This window comes from Qipengyuania sp. R86523, from assembly GCF_044596365.1.
GTDB lineage: Bacteria > Pseudomonadota > Alphaproteobacteria > Sphingomonadales > Sphingomonadaceae > Qipengyuania > Qipengyuania citrea.
In genome coordinates this window covers 2,639,982-2,657,947 of the sequence record NZ_CP138997.1, presented here as the reverse complement: position 1 = coordinate 2,657,947, position 17,966 = coordinate 2,639,982, and the positions used below count along the sequence as shown (strand labels likewise).

Here is a 17,966-nt window from a genome sequence, read left to right as displayed (position 1 = left end):
CCTCAATCCGATAATTTCGTACAAACCCCGGAATACTAGGGGTTTCGAGCGTTACGGATGCGTAGAGTTCACGGTATCGGGAGGTACAGAACCACCGCAGCCATGCGGGTTCTGGCGAATCCTTCCGTTCTACACCGTGAGATTCGCGCGTGATTCTCGGGATTCGCCCCGCGGCAAGGCTGTTTGCCGAACCGACCGTGATTCGAGCAGCGCGAACCGCAGCGAACGATAATGCCATTTATGTGAAGCTCGGCCCGAGGGCTATCTACTGAACGACCGCCTGAGGTGAGGCGATATTTGTGCTAGTACGAACGGGAAGGCATTCTCCGTCCTGCCGATCGGGCCTACCGCATTTATCACGCCTATTTGGACACTCATTGGCGCCGCTCCCCTCTGGCGGCAGCGGCGCGAGGTGGGCTTCAGCATGACGCACGTGCGCGAGCTGCCCGCGCCGTCCGAGCACAGCGACAAGCCGTACGAGCCTATCGGTCAACTCGTGGAGCAACATACAGTCGGGTGGAACGCAACATCACCGGCCTGACCGCGCTTCGCGATGACTTGGCAAATGCTGGGGTCACGCAAGGCTGCCTGGATCGGCGGGCACCCGATAGTGGATAGCATGGCGCGCCCAGAGATTGGGTGGAGGCGGAGGGGCGCAATGGCACCAAAAGTCCTACCCATACGTTGGTTGATGATGAACAAGACTATCGAGGATCTCCAGCGCGATATGGAAGCTGCGGCGCACGCTCTCGATTTCGAGGAGGCGCGGCGAATTCGCGATCGCATCAACCTGATGCGAGGCGGCGCCAACGCTACAGAGGCTGACGAAGCCGACACCTCGGGACTGGTTCGCCAGCGCTCGGGCGCCATGGGGCTTGGGTCGAGCCGGCAGCGCCCGGTTACTCCGCCAGACTGGAAGGCGCCGCCAAAGCCCGACCCCATGACATCCGGCCGGAAACGCAAGTGACGCCTGACCGCGCGCGTACGGCGGTGCTGACGCTGCTTTCCCAACGCAACCTCGGAGCGACGGTATGCCCCAGCGAAGTCGCACGCGAGATCGCTTCAGGGGACAAAAGAGCTTGGCGTTTGGCGATGCCACTTGTCCATGATGCCGCCGACCAACTTTTGGATCAGGGACTCATCAGGTTGAGCTGGAAAGGCAGGAAGTTGTCGGCACGGTCCGGACCCTACCGGATTGGCCGCGCTAACGAGTACTGACAGGTTAGTCGAAGAAGCCCCGATCGCCCGAATGAGGCAGCAATGTAGATACAGAAGAGCGGCGCTCCGGCTTGGCGATATCCGTATGAGCGGACGCCAAGATCTTTGCTTGCCATGCGCCTACAGGACCAAACGCGAAGAGTCTCGCTGAGAGCAGCAGGGTAATTTATTCTTCGGTTTCGGATGTGGCGATCGAAGCGGTGCGCACGGTCACGCTTTCTTTAGGGCTAGTCGATGGGGTGTATCTCTGCTTCGGCGTTTCCATCCGGCACGCCTGGCTTTTCCCCGACCCACGGTGCGCATGCGCGCAGTTCCTGGTCCGCGGGCATGCTGCGGCGGAGCGTCGCTATTGGAGAGTTATTTGGGAGATGGTTGCGGGGGTTGGATTTGAACCAACGACCTTCAGGTTATGAGGGCTCTGTTCCGATGCTACCCCAGAGCACGCCCATCTACTTTTATAGACTTATTTTCAACGTGTTAGATTGACTGTTGGAGCGCCTCGCGGCTGTGTGGCTACGCACGGTTTCGCTATGCTTCGCTCCCTCTTGCTTCCTATTCGCTTACGGATCGAGCCACGTAGCGGCCGCTGGTAACAGGAGGCGAATTTGCCAAAGCTGACGAAGAGACAGATCGAGGCGCTCGAGATCAAGGACAAGGACTATTTCGTCTGGGATAGCGAGCTGTCCGGTTTCGGCATTCGCGTGTTCCCAAGCAGCCGCAAGCAATTCGTCCTTCAGTACCGTTTCGGCAAAACCTCGCGAAGGATGAGCCTTGGCCGATTTGGCGCAATAACACCTGACCAGGCGCGTGGTCTTGCCCTCAAGGCTCTCGTCCAGATTCGGCAGGACGTCGACCCGCAGGTGCAGAAGCGAGAAAAGAGGACAGCGCTCACGGTCCGCGATTTGGCGCAGCGGTTCGACGAGGAGCATATCGAGGTTCACCTCAAGCCCAGCACCGCCAAGGAATATCGCCGGAATCTGAAGCTCTTCATCCTCCCCGCCATTGGGCATCTGCGCATCATCGACGTGACCCGCGCCGATATCGCCAAATATCATCACGACTGGCGGGATCGCCCCTACCAGGCGAACCGCAACATTGAGATCATCTCGAAGATGTTCAATCTTGCCGAGCTTTGGGGTCTGCGGCCCGACGGGACCAATCCGCGTAAACACATCAAGAAGTATCCGGAAAAGAAGCGTGAGCGGTATTTCTCCGCTGCGGAGCTACAGGCGATCGGTCGGGTGCTCGGTGAGATGGAAGAGGAGCGGGTGGAGTTGCCGAGCGCGATCGCAGCAGTTCGCCTGCTACTCTTCACCGGCTGTCGGCTAGGCGAGATAATGACCCTTCGTTGGGAATATGTCGATCTGCAGGGCCGGCGTCTGCGCCTCCCAGATAGCAAGACCGGCGCTAAGGAAGTGCATCTTGGTACGGCAGCAGTCTCGGTGCTCATGAGCATTGAACGTACGATGGGTAATCCATGGGTCATCGTCGGTCGAAACGAGGGGGCACACCTGACTGATCTCCAGCCGTTCTGGCAGCGGGTGCGCGGTAGAGCCGGGTTAAAGAACGCCCGCATTCATGACCTCAGGCATACGTTTGCATCAGTGGCGGTCAGCAACGGTCAGAGCCTGCCGATGATCGGAAAGCTCCTCGGCCATACGCAAGTTCAGACGACTGCACGTTACGCGCATCTCGCGAGCCAGCCAGTAATGCAGGCTGCCAACGACGTATCATCGCTCATCGCCAAACAGCTGCTCGGCGGCGCTACTTGACCCGGTGGTCTCGTTCGCGAAATGGAACCGATCTGCATTACCTTTGCAGTTCCAATTAATGTTCATCGTAGCACTCGGATGAACGCTGTGCCTATCGTCATCGCTGCGATGGGCGGAGCGTGGAAATCCCTCAGACAGACCGGTTGGTTGCGGCCGGGTGGCAAACGCGTATATCCAGCCGGTTCGCCGGCAATGGCAGCTTTGCGCCCTAATTGAAGCCGTTCAACGACCCGCATGGGGTTCTTAGAAGCGGTCGTTCGCTCCTGGGCATCTGGGTCGGTCAGACGACGGACCTTGGAACCTTCCCGCCGTTTACGCCGGCGGCGCGGCGAACGGCGGGTCTTATCAAATGCCGACGTTCAGCAATCGCACCTAATGATCTTATGTGCGGACTGAGATGAGCCGGTAGTGGGCCGTCAGCTTGAGCCCGTCAGATTCCATAGTTGTATTTCAAGTCAAGCTGCTTGGCCGGGGTCGTCGTTCATGGCAGCGGAAGCGGCAGCTTTCTTTCGATCGTGATCGGTTTGCATCGACTTGACGCGGGGTAGGTGCGATGTTGGACGGGAAATTTAGAGGAGTGGCAGTAGCATGAGTGATGGTGGCGAGGTTCGGTTCGTCCTGCGGTATCCTAGTGACTACGATGCGCCGGATCTCGGCCCGCTGCAGGAACAGGTCGAGGCCGAGGTGACCCGCGGCGAACGGGACGACGAACGACCGAGCGGTTTCGACAGTTCGCTGCACTCGGCCACGACGGCTAGGGATATGGTGACCTGGCTCGCCGGCAGCGGCGCGGGCACCTTGGCCGTCCGCGCGTTGAAGGATGTCCTCGTCGAGTATCTCAAGCAGCGGAACAGGTCGGTCGAACTGACAGTCGGTAAGCGGAAGATCTCGCTGAAAGGGCCACTGACCAAGCGCGAGATCACCGATTTGCTGGAACCCGTGCTCGACAAGTAGTAGCGTGGCCAGGTTCCGCTTCGATCCGGTATCGCTGGTCCTCGAGATGCCCGAACCGGGGCTCGAGGCCTTTCGCGGCATGGACCCGGAGGAAGCGGCACGGGAGGTGTCGGACTTCAACAGCCGCTATCTTCACGAGCGTATCCACTGGATACAGCACTTCTCGACCTTCTCGGGCCTGCTCCAGATCTTCAACGCCGAAATCCAGCAACTGGTGCTTGAGCAGGCAATGGCGCGGCTCGAGGATTCCCCGCTTCCGACAACACCGCCGCTGCGGCAGGTGTGGGGCGGCGAGCCTGAGTTGCTGGTGTGGGAGGCGCTTGAACTGTTCGGCGCGGCCATGGCCGGTGATCGCAAGAGGGCGCACTTCGAGACGGATTACGGCCCGGGTTGGTCGACGCGGCTCCTCGACGGAGCGCAACTGTTCTCACGCGTGTTCAACCAACTGCGGGAGCGCGGCTTCCGCTTCGACGGCACGGCGGAGGCCTCATTCACCGGCGTCAGCGTCAGAAGGGCAGAATTAATCGAGGACAATTTCGCTTACGCAGTGGGGTCCAGCATCCTCTTCGAGTTGCATGCCGGCCTGGGGCAACTGGCCCACCTTCAGGCTGGTCTGGGCCGTCTGCCCGGGGCTGTGATCGACCCGGTCGCCATTCTTCCGCGTCGCGTCGTCGAACTGCGCGAAAGGTTTCTCGACGAGGCAGGACTTCCAGACGATGACTGGCGTAGCGACGTCGTGTGCTCGATCGCTGCATATTTCGCGCTCAACACGCCGATCGCCCCGTTCTTCCCGGCCATGAACGAGAAGAAGAGCCTCACCAACCTCTCCGGGATGCCGAACTTTTTGGACATGGCGCGCAGGTTGGCTCCCTTGAAGTCGCAGATCGAGCGTGGCCCGAGCGACGACGTGTTCGCTTTCCATAGGTTCGCCCTCGACCTGATGGCTGGCTGGATCGGCCCAGAGTTTTTTGCGGTGAACCTGAAGCTGCTGGGTATGGCGGTGGGCGAACCGGCCTACCTGCCGTTCGTGCCGGGGGAGGGCACGGTCCTGAGCCTCGAGAATGACCGCACGCAGTATCTGGCCGCCACCGCCCGCCGGTTGGTCGACATCGCTCGCGACGAGCCGATCTTCGTGACCTGCCCCGGTCACCTATATGCGTTCGATCGCGCGCGCTTCGGCGACATATACGCGCGGATCACTCATTCCCTCGAGTTCCGCCACGAGATCGGCATTGTGCCCTCGCCTCCCTTCAGCCGGCAGCTCGAAATCGGCGAATACGCGCGTCAGGTCGCTTTGGCCTTCAAGGCTGACCTGTGCCGCGCGTTGGCCCACGGCGACATCGAGTATGCGCTCACGAAGGCGGGCCGCTACCGTGCCTCGCACCCAGACTTGGCCGACCTCCACGCATTCGGGCTGCGGGCAGCTATGCACGACCTGGTACTTCCCCCCAGCATTCAGGTGAAGGTGTCCCGCGTGCTAGAACTGGAAGACTATTAGTCGTCAGCCGCGGCCGAAAGGTCGCGGTCGATCTCGATGTATTCCATGTCAATCAAGAAGGCCCTACCCCGCACGGGGTGGAATAAGTGCTAGTTCCCTGGGATGCTGGTGTCAGCGAGGAAGATGTGGTCGGGCCAGGCCGGCTCGTCGGCCAGCGCCACCTCGAGCGCACGCGCGATTACAATCTGGTTCGTGAGGGCGATGTCTGACCATTCCAGGACCAGGATCGTGACGTCGCCCTCGTCAGCGCACTTTAGCAGCTTGGGCAGCTTGCGTTAGAGCGCGGTACGGATGCGCGCAAGGCGGAGGTCCTCTAGGTCGTCGCCGACGGTGCGCACCAGGCAGAGCGTGCCGTCGTGGATTCCGCTTTCTGACCAGTGGACCCGCCGCCTGAGTGTCACGGCGATCCCATCGAACTCTCGGCTGCGGCTGCCATGATAGCCCTGCGGCCGACGCGACCTGTCTAGGCGCTCGGGCTGCTCGGCGTGCAGTTCGCCCGCCGCCGCCTTGATCCAGGCATCCATCCGTGCGCGGAGGGCCTCGTGCTCTCGGCGGTGCACGCCTTGGGCCGGGTGCACCGGGAACATGATCTCGTACCTGCCGGGCTTCGGCATCTTGCCGTCGAACCGTTGCTCGATCTCGGAGGTGAGTTCGGCGAATTCCTTACCAGTCTGGATCGCCTGCGGGAACGGCTCGATGAGCGTGTGCTCAATAGCATAGCGGCTCGTTCCGATGCGCACCCGCAACCGACACCTGGCCGAGCACAAGCTCATCAGCGTCGAGGTCCTACGCGACCAGATGGCCGAGCTGCGCGAAATTCTCGAGCGCTGGCTTTATCAGGCGGCCGGTCATCGCGATGGGCAGATCGATCAGATCAGGGCTCAGGGCGCAGAGCGAGCGTGACGCTGATCACGCTTGCGGTCGAGATATCGCCCAACCAATCCGCGTTCAGATCATGCCTGAATAGGCGCGCACATCGAGCATAGGCGCGGTCCCGATCGCCTGGAGCTGCGCGATCAGCTCGAGTAGGAAGCGCGTTGAAGCCTTGTCGATCGAGGTCACCTCGAAATCGTCGTCCCGGCGCGTAAACCAGCCGGCATTGGCGACGCAGCCAAGATCGATCACGCCTTCCGCCATATCCTGCCGGAGATGGCCAATCAGCGTGTGGCCGAGCGGCGGTATCCACCCTGCCCCGAGGGTGAGGATGCCGGCCAGGATATGATGGAGCGGCTTGGGTCGCGAAGGGCCTTCGATTGTCTCGGCGGAGAGGCTGGTGCGATGCAGGCGGCGCACGGATGCCGCCTTCTCACGCGCGTAGCGGATATGATCGGCGGTCAGTTCCTGCTTGGTTTCGAACACAGCATAGACGCTCTCCGCCGGGACGACGTCAGTGCCTTTGAAGCTGAAAACGAACGGCGAATATTGGCGGTCGTGAACGATGACGTCGATCTGCTGGCTGAACGCGCCTTTGCTGTCGACGACGAAGCCTTTCCGGCTTTCGTAGCGGCGCGGCAGATAGTGGTTGAGCACGTCGTTCCAGACCTGCTCGCTCGCATCTCCCTTCTCCGTTGGGTGCCCGAGCTTTCGGGCGGTCGCGAGTTCGCGTTCGATCTTGTCGTGGAAATCGGCGAAGAGGAGGGCGAGCGACCAGTCGGACGTCATTGAAACACAGTCTCCCAGGAGCTGTTCAGCGCCGAACGCGCGGCCACTGCGAGGGCGGCTTTCGCGTCAGCCGTTAAGGTTGCCGATACGGCATTATTTGTATTTGAGGGATCGATGAGCCTTCGTGTCGCGATCGACTGATCGATGGCGCGAAAGGCAGTGACGACATTGTCCTGCACGGCGCCGACCCGCGCGCCCTTCAAGGCGTCGATCACGAAGAGTTCGAGGTAGAAGGACGGCCAGTCCAGCCCAAAGCGATTGCGCCAGATCTTGATCAGGCGGATCTCGTTGATCCGGCCCGACCCGGAGACGACGCGAATATGTTCGTTGATGTTCGTCTGGAGCCAACTGCTGGTCTTGTTGCTCCAAAGGCTATGATAGTTTCCGTACTGATCCTGCCGGCGTGCCGGGGTCACGTCGACCTTCCAGCCGCCAACTGCTATGCCGATCGAGACATTTTGACGCCGCGCTACATAGCCCGCTTGAGCCAAGGCGTTGAAGAGGGTGCCGTAGATCGACTTGAGCGTGTTGCCGAGCGTCGACGTCAGGGAAATGAAAATGTCGATGTCAGTGCCGCCATGCACCGCCGTGCCTTTGGCAAAGGAACCGCTCGGGCAAATATCGACGATATACTGAGTGCCCCAGCTGCGGAGAACCGGGTCGATCGTGGCTTGGACGCCGCGCACAGGCGAATTAAGGCCGGTGTCCACGGCGTGCCGCGCCAGCACCATCCGAATATGTTCATCAATCCCCACCATCGCCTCAGGGTATAATACTGAAATTGGCTTGTCGCGTCGATAACCATCCGGCTCAGCGAGTGATGTCGCTAGTGGAGAGCGTCCTAGCGGCAGCTTCTGTCAGGAGCAGACGTTCGAGGTGGCTGATCTGAACGACCGACGTTGGTCGGAAGCCGCCACCTGCGGCGCGCCGCGGAACGGCAGCTATTGACGGTTCGCCGCCGGGGCCCTGCCAGTCGGCAAACGGCCCAGATTTGGTCGCGCTGAGCGAGAGAGAAGGAGAGCCGCGACCGCCAGCGTTGTGTGTGGAAGGTAGAGCAGGAGCGGCCGTCTGACATTGACTAAGGGTGATGTGCGTGACTAACACACCTCATCATTTAGCTGAGAGAGGGGTGTCAGCCATCAAACCTTCGATTTTCGCTTTAGCCATCGGACTGGCCGTGACGGGTTGTACATCGACGGGCGTGAAGTCCGGAGACGCGCTCGAGTTCGATTGGAGAACCTTCGCTCGTGGCCGACGAATCCGGCTTGGATGAGCTCTGGTTGGCATTGCCTGAGGAGATGAAACAGAACACTCTTCACGGGCTCAGCGTTGCTGTGTTCGACAACTACAAGATTGTCGATGTCGAGAAGTTCGGAACGAAATCCGCCCTTAGTGGCGAGGCAGTGACCGAAGACACCGTATTCTCAACGGCCTCCATTTCGAAAGTCGTAACCGCACTTGTCTGCCTGAAGCTGGCCGAGGACGGTGCTATCGACTTGGATGCGCCAATCGCAACCTATCTAAAAAGCTGGAAGTTGCCAGAAAGCGAATTCTCCGGGGCTGCGGATGTAACTTGGCGGCAGCTCCTGACGCACACCTCAGGCACGTCGCAGCACGGATTTGCAGACTACTACGAGGGCGACGACCTACCTACATTGATCGACAGCCTCGAAGGCCGACTGCCGCGCTATGACAAGCCGATCGAGTTTCTGTTCGCGCCGGGAACGGACTGGCAATATAGCGGCGGCGGCTACGTGGTCGTGCAGCTTGCACTGGAGGACCATACCGGCATCTCCCTCCCGGAACTTGCCGCGCGCGAAGTGTTTGAGCCGCTTGGATTGCAGCACACGACGATGATCCAGCCGGGCGCGGTTGGTTTCCCGACCGATGCGGCGCTGGTTCATGACGAGGCCGGCGAGATCATTCGCACCGGACTTCCAATAACTCCGCAAATCTCTGCTTCGGGGATGTGGTCAAGTCCCGCCGATCTGGCCACTTTCGCTATCGCGATCCAGCGCGCGCTTGCAGGCGGAACGGACGGACCGATAAAGCCAGCGGAAGCACGGGCGCTAACGGACATCTTCTCGCTCGAGCCGGTCGGCGGCATTAGCATGCCCTTCTTTCGCGGCTTCGGCTTCGGAAATACCGACTGGTTTCGTCACGATGGATCGAACACAGGCGTGAACGCAGATTTGCTGGGCTCGATGGAGGGCGGCTATGGCATAATCATGCTTGGCAATGGAGATGACGCAAATACCGGCCCGGTGTTTGCAACGCTGCGGCGCGAGATCATCAAGCGAATGGGGTGGAGCCAACGTGTCCCGCTGGCCACCCTGCCGCTCCCAGAACCGCTGACGAGCAAGCTTGTTGGGACCTATACGGGGCTCCTCTACGAACTCGGGCTGGACTACCGGATCGAAAAGCAGGGCGGCAGATTATGGGTCGTGTCCGAATTCTTCACCCAGTTTCTGGGCAGGGACCGCAGCGAGATGCGCTATCTCGGCGACAATACCTTCGCGATTGAGGACTATCCCAATCGCTTGCAGTTTGACTGCGAGACTCCCGGCCATAAGTGCACGGTCCTGCTGAACCGCCCGGGCAGCAGCGCCGATAAAATCATACGACCGATGCAGAAGGCGGGAGCAGAAGAATCGCAGTAGCTAGCGCGAAGCACAACCTGCTCATCGTTGAACGGCAGCTTCTTCGATTTGATGATGCGAAGCTGCCGGTCAGCTTCCGGCCCCGCAGCCGCCGTCGACAAGGCGTCCCAATTGCGGCAATTCCCGGCTGCTTTCGGATGCCCTTTTAGTTGCTGCACGCGGCGAATTCGAAAAGCAGACGAAGAGCTGGAAACTTCCCGCGACCTAAGCCCTGCTCGGCTATAATTCAGTTTAGCGTTCAGCTCGCCGCGGCTTACCAACCAGCCACACGCCTGTTTCTGCCACCAGTTCCATCGAACAAATCGGCATGCCATCTTCGTAGAGATCGGCTTGGCCGGCTTTGACCATGGCCTTGGCCTTGTCCAGAGCGCCGGCGATCGAAAGACATTCAAAATCGATTTCTTCAATCACTGAATCATGATCGTCGCGGGCGCGCAGCTTGTAACTGTGCATCACTTACTTTCCGCCCCGTTTTCGCGCGAACTCTGTTGGCCGCCCCGGCCGGAGCCGGACTTGTTGCCGCCGCCGCTTTCCTTGTTGACCGTCGCCCAGGCGCGGCGTTCGGCCTCTTCTTGCGAGACGCCGCGGTCCTCGTAGCTCTCTTCGATGTGCTCGGCCTTGCGCTTCTGCTTGTCGGTGTATTTGTCCTTGTCTCCCTTCGCCATCACGTTTCTCCTCGCGTCGTGTCGAGAACCCGTCCGCACTAAGAAAATATATGAGCAACCCCGTATGGGGCAAGGGTCCCACGAAGAGATTGTCTCACCTTTGCAACGGGTTATCGTAGGGGCGCTGCCCGGCTGTCTACAGGAGAGAGTATCCCACGCGGCGGTATTGCCTGCGGTGCTGCGCAATGGCCTCTGGTTGCGATTCTGACCGTTATCAGCCTGATCATGATTACGGCTTTGCGGGTTGCGGAGGACAATTTCGGCAAGGAGGATCGCAACATCGCGCGATCGATCGGAAGGTCGCCCGAGGAGTAGGCGTCCGCTAAAGTGTTTCTAGATCTATAGCGCGGCTTTAGCCCTTAGATTCAGGTAATGCACAGCTTCGTATGTCTCATCGAAAACTAGCGATAGAGATGCATTCCGGCCGGTATTGGTGGTGGGTTGGCAGAACGGTTTTGCAAGGCTTCCGCGACTAAGACGCCTGCGATAAGCTGATCATCCGAGAGAGGCTTGTGGAGACACCCTAGTGCGATCTCACCATGGTTTGGTCCGGGACAATTCCCCGTAGCGAACAAAACGGCGACGCCGATGTCGTGCATTTGCCGAGCCACGACCAACCCACATCCGCCTCCTGAGAGCCGCATATCAACCAGCGCGAGATCGGGCTTACGATGAATTGCAGCTAAGATCGCCGACTCTTCATCATCAGCTATTTTGATTACTTGATGTCCCTGTGCTTCAAGAACGTCCTGCATGTTCATAGCCACTAGGGCTTCGTCTTCAACAATTAGTATCTTCATAAAAATTCGAACTTACAGCCGATCAACCGCGAGGAAGAACTATGCTTATGTGCGTTCCGCCAGCCTTAGTCTGCGTTTCAACTTTCGCCCGAATTTGCCCCGTAAGGGCGTGCACGATTTTTGAACCCAATCCGGTGCCAGTTTCTGCACTGTCCGCGACGCAGTAACCTACGCCATCGTCAAGCACGGTAACGGTGATTTCCGTTTCCGTTGAACTGAGATGCACGCCCACGGTTCCCTTCCGTTGATCAGGGAATGCATATTTGAGGCTGTTGGTGAGCAGTTCCGAAACGACAAGCGCCAAGGGCACTGCTCTATCCATTCCTATTGCGACACCAGACTGAAGCTCGAGTTCGATTCCGATGTCATCCACTCTGCTCATTGATCGCACCGTGGCCGTAACCAGCTCAGCAAGGAAATCTCCGATGTCCACCATCGAGTAATCGCCACTCATATAAAGCCGCTGGTGAATAGAAGCCACCACAGAGACCCGGTGCCTTGCTTCCGACAAAGCAAATTTGAGACCGTCATCGGTCGCTTCGCGAGCATGAAGCTGAAGTAGTGCCATAACCAACTGTAGGCTATTTTTTACACGATGATTGACTTCTTGAAAAAGGACCTCGCGACCAGCCAAAGCAGCCTCCAAGTCTCTTTCTCGATCCTCAAGTGACCGTTTCAACTGATTTTCGCGGGTGACATCGCGGATGGCAGCGAAGAATACTGGCTCGCCGTCATTTTCGAGCAACTGAAGGTGAACCGACACGTCATATAAGGACCCGTCTTTGCGCCGGTGAACCGTCTCGAAGACCATGTCGCCAGAGCCTGTTTCCAGGAGCGGGCGAACCTTTTCACGAAATTGAGCCTCGCTCAGATGTGGCTTCAGGTCCCACGGTGCGAGTTTACGCAACTCGTCGAATCCGAACCCGAGGTTGTCGCGCGCCCCTCGATTTACCAGCAAGAACCGAAAATCGGATGCAGAAAAGAGGTAAATTTCGCTAGCCGCATCCTCTACGATGAAGCCCAGCTGCGCGGCGCTGATTGGCTTAGAATTTCTAAGAGGCATCAGTCTTGCTAGTGATCAGCGGCGCTAATTTGCAAGCTCAATCTTCTGGCTCTAACAGCGCAGCACCCTGTCCGCTTCGACGGTTCGTCATCCGCCCAGTTGGCTCAAGATACCTCGTATTTGTGCATTAACCAGAAAATGCCTATTCGAGGCTATGGCTCGTATGATGCAGTGGGTCTTAAGGTTCCTGTTCCCAGCGGACAGCCCTCGCGAGCAACGCGAGCAGATTACTGGAATCTTTGAGAGCTTAAGGAGGCAGATCCCGCTACTCTATGGGGTCGCGCTCGTGAACCTTCTGGGCCTCCATGTGGCGACACATGGCGGTGAGCTGCGCTGGTTCTCGCCGCTAACTATCTTATCAGCCATCCTATTATGGCGGATGATCTATTGGATCGCGTTTCAAAAACCTTCCGAGGATTCCGCGAGGATAAAACGCGAACTGGTCACGATGGTCCTCTTCACAACCATCTTGTGTCTCGGGTTTTCGATCTGGGCTCAGTCCCTCATAACCGCCTACCCTAGCGAGACGATGACCATCCTGCTTTACAGCGTTCTTGCTGCGCTGGGGGTCGCTTATGGATTGAGCAGTTTTCCGCGGGCGGCGCTTCTTCCGTTGTTGATACTCGGTCTACCCGTAGCAATCCGGTTGTTTTGGATGGGGAAGCCGTCAGATCGAGGGATCGCCCTCAGTCTGATATTCGTCTTAGCCCTCTTCATTTGGCAGCTCCATGTTCATAACAGAGCTCTTCTGGGCTTGGTGCGTGGACAATTGGCAATCGCTCGCGAGCGAAACAGAGCTGTTGAGGCTGAGCTCCAAGCGACCAAGCGAGCCGATGAAGACGTGTTAAGCGGGATTGCCAATCGCGGAAAGCTTGTTCGCGAGATTGAGAAGGGCATGGTCCGCGGCCCGTTGACTGGGGGCGGCAGCGTGCTTGCTATTTGCGATCTTGATGGGTTCAAGTCAGCGAACGACGCATTCGGTCACGCTGCGGGCGACGAGATACTGCGCGAGTATGCTCGACGGTTGAAAGATGCTTTCGGAGCCGAGGCGCTAGTTGCCAGGCTCGGAGGCGACGAGTTTTCAGTTTTCTGGAAGGATGGATTATCGAGACCTGGACTGGAAGCTGCGTCAACTCACATTTGTGAGCTAGCAAGCCAACCGGTCCTATGGGACGGAAAGGAGCTATTCGTCGGTGCTTCGTGCGGCGTAACGGAAGCAGGACCATACACTTGGTCTGACGAAGAGTTTTTCCGGCAGGCGGACTCCGCTCTTTATAAGGCGAAAGCGTCCTCGCGTGGACATTGGCACCTATACGATCTGCCTCAATTCGAGGCAGACCAACGACGAGCAAAGATTGAAAAGTCAATTTTGTCGGGTGAAGCGCTTCGTGAAATGGAGGTCCACTTCCAGCCAATTTTTGATCTTAAGGAAGGAGTTCCTGTATTCGCTGAAGCTCTTGCTCGTTGGTACAACGCAGAACTGGGCGCGGTGTCTCCCGATGAGTTCATTCGCATCTCTGAGAAGCTCGGCGTCATTGATCGATTGAACGAACGTCTACTGGAAATGGCGTTGGCGTCAGCTGAGACCTGGCCGGCAAACCTGTCTCTTTCATTCAATCTCAGCGCCATGCAATTGAGCCGTTCGGGGGCTAGTGACAAACTTCAAAAGATTGTGTCGGCTTCTTCTTTTCATGCTCACCGCGTTCAGTTCGAGATCACAGAGACAGCAATCCTTGCCGATCTGGGGCATGCCGAACAAGAACTAGCGAAGCTATCCCAATATGGTTTTACAAGCGCACTGGATGACTTCGGTTCTGGCTACGCATCGGTAGCATACCTTCGAGAGCTTTCCTTTGATACAATCAAGCTGGACGGATCTTTGATGGACAATATCATTCACAGCGAGCGCTCGCGCCAAATATTGTCAGGTCTGGTAGATTTGTGTCATTCGGCTGGTGCTCGATGTGTTGCCGAACATATCGAAACCCACGAGCAGCTAAAAATGGCAAGAGCAGTGGGCTGCGATTACGGGCAAGGCTTTTGCTTGGGGAAACCGGCTACAAGCGAACGAATGCTAAAGGCGCTGTATTCCAACTTAGGCTCTTCGCCTTCTTGATTGAGGTGTTTCTCAAGCTATTAGTCGATTAGGAGATAACAGTGCTGTTCGAAAAAATTAAAACGGCCGGTCTTTCACACCTCTCCTATCTTATCGGAGCCGGCGGAATGGCTGCCGTCATCGATCCTCGCAGAGATTGCGAGATCTACGTTGAAAGAGCACGAAACGAGGGGCTGCGGATAACGCATATCTTCGAGACCCATCGCAATGAGGATCTGGTTTCAGGAGCGCCGATACTCGCAAAACTGACCGGGGCAGAGGTTTTCCATGGGCCGAACGCGGATGGCGAGGTGGAATACGCGAAGACTACGAGGGATGGTGATTGTCACGCGATCGGACAGCTCGAAATCCGCGTCCTCGAAACGCCCGGACATACATTCGATCACCTCGCTTATGCCATATTCGATAGCGAATACCCCGAGACGGCGGTGGGCGTTTTTACCGGCGATGCGCTGTTCGTTAGCGATGTTGGCCGAACCGATTTCTATCCTGAACGGAAGCGTGAGGTTGCCGGCCTTCTCTTCGACTCTCTCCGCAAGATTTGCGAATTAGGCGACCAGGCGATCATTTATCCCGCCCATGGTGCTGGTTCGGTTTGCGGGTCGGGCATGGCAGACAGGGAGTTTTCAACGGTCGGGCATGAGCGCCGCAACAACCCTATGCTCAAGATCGAGAGTCGGGACACGTTCATTGATCGCAAGGTGAACGAAAATCACTACCAGCCGCCCTATTTCCGGCTGATGGAACATCTCAACCTGGTCGGAGGCAATGCCGCCCCGCGCGTGCTCATGCCCCAACCCATGAGCCTCGATGAGTTGTCGTCTTGCGAAGCCGACAGGGTCATCGATGTCCGCGAGCCGCTCGCCTATGCGGCCGGGCACCTGCCGGGGAGCATCAACTTGCCGGTCGACATGATCCCGGCCTTTGCCGGATGGTTTATTGCCGAAGGCGAAGAGCTCGCGCTGGTGGCTTCGTCGCAGGACCAGCTATCAACGACGATGGAGCATCTGGTGAGGATCGCGCTCGACAAGATCGTCGGGGGTTATGTCGGTGTGGTTCCAGCCGCAGCCTCGGGGAAAAGTATGCGCTCGATCCCGATGATCAGCACGGAAGAAGTTGAACGCCGCTTGCAGGGAAAGCCCGGCGACTGGACCCTGCTCGACGTGCGAGATGCAGACGAGCGGAAGGCGCACTCGATCAAGGGATCTCGTCACATCTACGTCGGCGAACTGAACGAGAAGTGGAAAGACCTCGATCCCGGCCAGCGCTATACACTCATGTGCGCAAGCGGCATGCGCGCGACTGTCGCCGCCGGTTGGCTCGATGCTCATGGGTTCGACCATCTCGATGTCTATTTGGGTTCGATGGGAGCGTGGGAGGCGAGGCGCGGCTAATATCGTTCCCACGATCGCCCACGTAGAGCCGCGGCTTACCTTTCATCGCAGCATCGTAGTCTGCCGGAAGCGGCCGACCCCGGTCGACCGCTTCCGCGCGGCGCCCATGTCAGATGCGCAAAAATTCGAGATTTGGTAGTTATCAATTAGCAGTTTATGCGGTCGCGGAAGCCTATGGCCGATAGTCAGCAGAAGGGAGCCGATCGCAGGACTTAAAACGAGCGTCGCATTCGATCGTCTTCTAGCCGGCCGACCGGAGCGTGTTGCGTCCGGCACGCTTGGCGACATAGAGCGCTTCATCGGCTCGCCGGAGAAGGCTCTCGCCGGTCTCTCCCTCGGCAAGCTCTGCGATACCTATGCTAACAGTTACACGAGGGGTGCTGCCGCTCTTTGCAATTGAGCTTCGAACTCGCTCGGCGATGAGCATTGCGGTTTGCGTCGTCGTATCCGGTAGAATGATGACGAATTCCTCGCCTCCAAAACGGCCCACCATATCGCCAGCACGAAGCGCTTTGGCAGCGACATTTGCGACGCGCTTCAGCACCTCGTCGCCGGCATGGTGGCCATAGGTGTCATTGACCCTTTTGAAGTGGTCCACGTCGAACACTGCGACGGCCAGGGAGCGGTCGTCCCGGCGGGCGGCCAATACCGCTCGGACAATTTCAGAGGTCGTTCGGCGCCTGTTCGCTATACCGGTCAGTTGATCGGTCTCTGCGATGGCTTGGGCTTGCCGAGCAGCTTCTTCAGCACGGTTTCGCGCTTTCTCGATCGCGGCTGCGTGCGAAACCTGAATAGTGATGTCTTGGACGATCCCGAACAGTCCGAAGGATCCGTCGCTTTCGATCTTGTCTATTTCGCCTCTTGATCGAACGTGCCGAATTTCGCCATTCGGTCGGACGATGCGAGCCGTAAAGTCGAAGTCGCAGCGATTTTCGATCGCGCGATCAATATGGTCGGTGACAATCTGTCGGTCGTCAGGATGGTAAGCATTGATCGCACCCTCCAATGGTGGCGGGACACTGCCTTCCAGGCCAAAAATACTGAACACTTCGCGCGACCAAACGATCTTGTTGGTTCGCACGTCGAGGCGCCAATGGCCGAGGTTCGCCGCCTCCTCGGCGAGTTCAAGCAGTCGCTTCTCCTCTGCAAGCTGGTTCACCACCTTGTTGCGCGAACTTAGCAGCGCAGCGATTGGCAAAGCGGCTGCGAATAGCGTTAGCAGATAGAATTGCAGATAGATGCTTTTGGCGAGCGGTCCAATGCCGAAGAGGTTTTGCGCTGGCGACCATACGTTGAAGGTGAATGTGCTGACGCCTGCTACGATCAGCACGCCGCCAGCTGCTCCGGTCGGGCCGAGTCGCGATGCTGACATAAGGACCGCAAGCATGGGTAGAAATAGGATGGGGGCGCCGGTCTGCGAGAAGACTACCCATGACACAATAGCCACTAGAGCAAATATTAGGAGACCTTCGAGCATAACTGAAGCCTGACCTATCCTCCCGTCGCTCCGGACCGCTTTAGCGCCAATCATAGCAAGAGGGGTGACGATCAGTATGCCGAGGAGGTCCGTCGAGAACCAAGAAAACCAGAATTCGATCGACGAAATCGGCGCCACGACCACCGCTATAGTAGCGCTCAATGCAGATCCCGCCGCCGCAGCCAAGCAAAACCAGACCAAATCGCTTGGCTCCGAAAAGGACAATCGACGTGGCAGTTGTTGCCTGAGAAACCACGCCGCAGCTATCGATTCTGAAATGTTAGCGACGGTGAACCCGAATGAGATACCGAGCGAGTTCCCGGCTAGCACGTTTGCCGCAAGGCTTGCGGCACCAGCGGCGATTACGTGCCGATATGCTCGGCCCCATCCGCTAGACAGCAGTATCGCGAGTAGAATGCCGCTTGCAGGCCAGAGGATAGCGACGCCACCACTCCCTCCTACCAGCCCAAAAGTGATGGTGGCAGCCAGAAAATATACAATGCCGGTTGCGGTCGGCGGGAGGATGAAGCGAAAAAAGTGACCAGCGCGGTAAGTGGGCATGGGGGAGAGCTAAAGGGAATTGGTTAATGCCGCTTTAAGGCTTTTTTGGAGTGGGCGTATGGCGCTCTATCCGGTTCCAGCAACTTGCCTCAAGCTGGGTAGTGAGCTTGGTGCGCATATCGAATG

At 58.2% G+C, this 17,966-nt stretch carries 17 protein-coding genes and 1 pseudogene; 10 read left to right on the top strand and 8 right to left on the bottom strand.

The genetic code is table 11. The features are described 5' to 3' along the window. The first annotated feature begins 694 nt into the window (after window positions 1-694). The 6 genes from SJY12_RS13080 (at window position 695) to SJY12_RS13055 (ending at window position 5,651) form a co-directional block, all read left to right on the top strand. On the top strand, window positions 695-967 hold the full coding sequence (locus SJY12_RS13080; protein ID WP_397505606.1) for a UvrB/UvrC motif-containing protein: 273 nt from the start codon (window positions 695-697) through the stop codon (window positions 965-967). Continuing rightward, the gene (locus tag SJY12_RS13075; RefSeq protein ID WP_082835649.1) at window positions 964-1,218 is read left to right on the top strand and encodes a DUF3253 domain-containing protein; all 255 of its coding nucleotides are present in this window, start codon (window positions 964-966) and stop codon (window positions 1,216-1,218) included. Before SJY12_RS13080 ends, SJY12_RS13075 begins: the two co-directional genes overlap by 4 nt. 605 nt (window positions 1,219-1,823) lie before the next feature. Further along, a complete protein-coding gene (locus tag SJY12_RS13070; RefSeq protein WP_397505605.1) occupies window positions 1,824-2,990 on the top strand; it encodes a tyrosine-type recombinase/integrase in 1,167 nt (388 codons plus the stop codon). A 588-nt stretch (window positions 2,991-3,578) separates the two neighbouring features. Further along, complete coding sequence (locus tag SJY12_RS13065; RefSeq protein ID WP_397505604.1) at window positions 3,579-3,944, top strand: hypothetical protein; 366 nt, start codon at window positions 3,579-3,581, stop codon at window positions 3,942-3,944. Window positions 3,945-3,948: 4 nt separating this feature from the next. Next, on the top strand, window positions 3,949-5,442 hold the full coding sequence (locus tag SJY12_RS13060) for a hypothetical protein (protein WP_397505603.1): 1,494 nt from the start codon (window positions 3,949-3,951) through the stop codon (window positions 5,440-5,442). 86 nt (window positions 5,443-5,528) lie between these two features. Beyond that, window positions 5,529-5,651, top strand: a complete 123-nt coding sequence (locus SJY12_RS13055) for a hypothetical protein (RefSeq protein WP_397505602.1) — start codon at window positions 5,529-5,531, stop codon at window positions 5,649-5,651. Window positions 5,652-5,717: 66 nt separating this feature from the next. Here SJY12_RS13055 and SJY12_RS13050 read toward each other — a convergent pair whose 3' ends face one another. Continuing rightward, complete coding sequence (locus tag SJY12_RS13050; protein ID WP_397505601.1) at window positions 5,718-6,182, bottom strand: hypothetical protein; 465 nt, start codon at window positions 6,180-6,182, stop codon at window positions 5,718-5,720. On the opposite strand from SJY12_RS13050, the gene SJY12_RS13045 reads away from it, so the two are divergent. Further along, on the top strand, window positions 6,175-6,345 hold the full coding sequence (locus tag SJY12_RS13045) for a hypothetical protein (RefSeq protein WP_397505600.1): 171 nt from the start codon (window positions 6,175-6,177) through the stop codon (window positions 6,343-6,345). The two genes, SJY12_RS13050 and SJY12_RS13045, sit on opposite strands and share 8 nt — an antisense overlap. A gap of 45 nt (window positions 6,346-6,390) precedes the next feature. On the opposite strand, the gene SJY12_RS13040 is transcribed toward SJY12_RS13045, so the two are convergent. Next, window positions 6,391-7,104 (bottom strand): DUF6602 domain-containing protein, encoded by a 714-nt coding sequence (locus tag SJY12_RS13040; protein ID WP_397505599.1) that lies wholly within the window; start codon window positions 7,102-7,104, stop codon window positions 6,391-6,393. Further along, the gene (locus tag SJY12_RS13035; protein ID WP_397505598.1) at window positions 7,101-7,862 is read right to left on the bottom strand and encodes a hypothetical protein; all 762 of its coding nucleotides are present in this window, start codon (window positions 7,860-7,862) and stop codon (window positions 7,101-7,103) included. Before SJY12_RS13035 ends, SJY12_RS13040 begins: the two co-directional genes overlap by 4 nt. A 489-nt stretch (window positions 7,863-8,351) precedes the next feature. Here SJY12_RS13035 and SJY12_RS13030 point away from each other — a divergent pair, with 489 nt between their 5' ends. After that, complete coding sequence (locus SJY12_RS13030; protein ID WP_397505597.1) at window positions 8,352-9,764, top strand: serine hydrolase domain-containing protein; 1,413 nt, start codon at window positions 8,352-8,354, stop codon at window positions 9,762-9,764. Between the two features lie 231 nt (window positions 9,765-9,995). Here SJY12_RS13030 and SJY12_RS13025 read toward each other — a convergent pair whose 3' ends face one another. The 4 genes and pseudogenes from SJY12_RS13025 to SJY12_RS13010 form a co-directional block, all read right to left on the bottom strand. Then, window positions 9,996-10,217 (bottom strand): hypothetical protein, encoded by a 222-nt coding sequence (locus SJY12_RS13025; protein ID WP_063506188.1) that lies wholly within the window; start codon window positions 10,215-10,217, stop codon window positions 9,996-9,998. Window positions 10,218-10,231: 14 nt separating this feature from the next. After that, window positions 10,232-10,429, bottom strand: a pseudogene (locus tag SJY12_RS13020) (plasmid stabilization protein); the annotation flags it as partial. A gap of 401 nt (window positions 10,430-10,830) precedes the next feature. Then, entirely contained in the window at window positions 10,831-11,229 is a 399-nt protein-coding gene (locus SJY12_RS13015) for a response regulator (RefSeq protein WP_063506185.1), read from the bottom strand. A gap of 22 nt (window positions 11,230-11,251) precedes the next feature. Continuing rightward, entirely contained in the window at window positions 11,252-12,292 is a 1,041-nt protein-coding gene (locus tag SJY12_RS13010) for a sensor histidine kinase (protein WP_397505596.1), read from the bottom strand. Between the two features lie 154 nt (window positions 12,293-12,446). Here SJY12_RS13010 and SJY12_RS13005 point away from each other — a divergent pair, with 154 nt between their 5' ends. Both SJY12_RS13005 and SJY12_RS13000 read left to right on the top strand, forming a co-directional pair. After that, on the top strand, window positions 12,447-14,408 hold the full coding sequence (locus SJY12_RS13005) for a putative bifunctional diguanylate cyclase/phosphodiesterase (protein WP_397505595.1): 1,962 nt from the start codon (window positions 12,447-12,449) through the stop codon (window positions 14,406-14,408). A gap of 41 nt (window positions 14,409-14,449) precedes the next feature. Then, the gene (locus SJY12_RS13000; RefSeq protein WP_397505594.1) at window positions 14,450-15,802 is read left to right on the top strand and encodes a rhodanese-like domain-containing protein; all 1,353 of its coding nucleotides are present in this window, start codon (window positions 14,450-14,452) and stop codon (window positions 15,800-15,802) included. A 241-nt stretch (window positions 15,803-16,043) separates the two neighbouring features. On the opposite strand, the gene SJY12_RS12995 is transcribed toward SJY12_RS13000, so the two are convergent. After that, window positions 16,044-17,840, bottom strand: coding sequence for a diguanylate cyclase (locus SJY12_RS12995; protein ID WP_397505593.1), 1,797 nt, complete (start codon window positions 17,838-17,840; stop codon window positions 16,044-16,046). Between the last annotated feature and the right edge of the window lie 126 nt (window positions 17,841-17,966).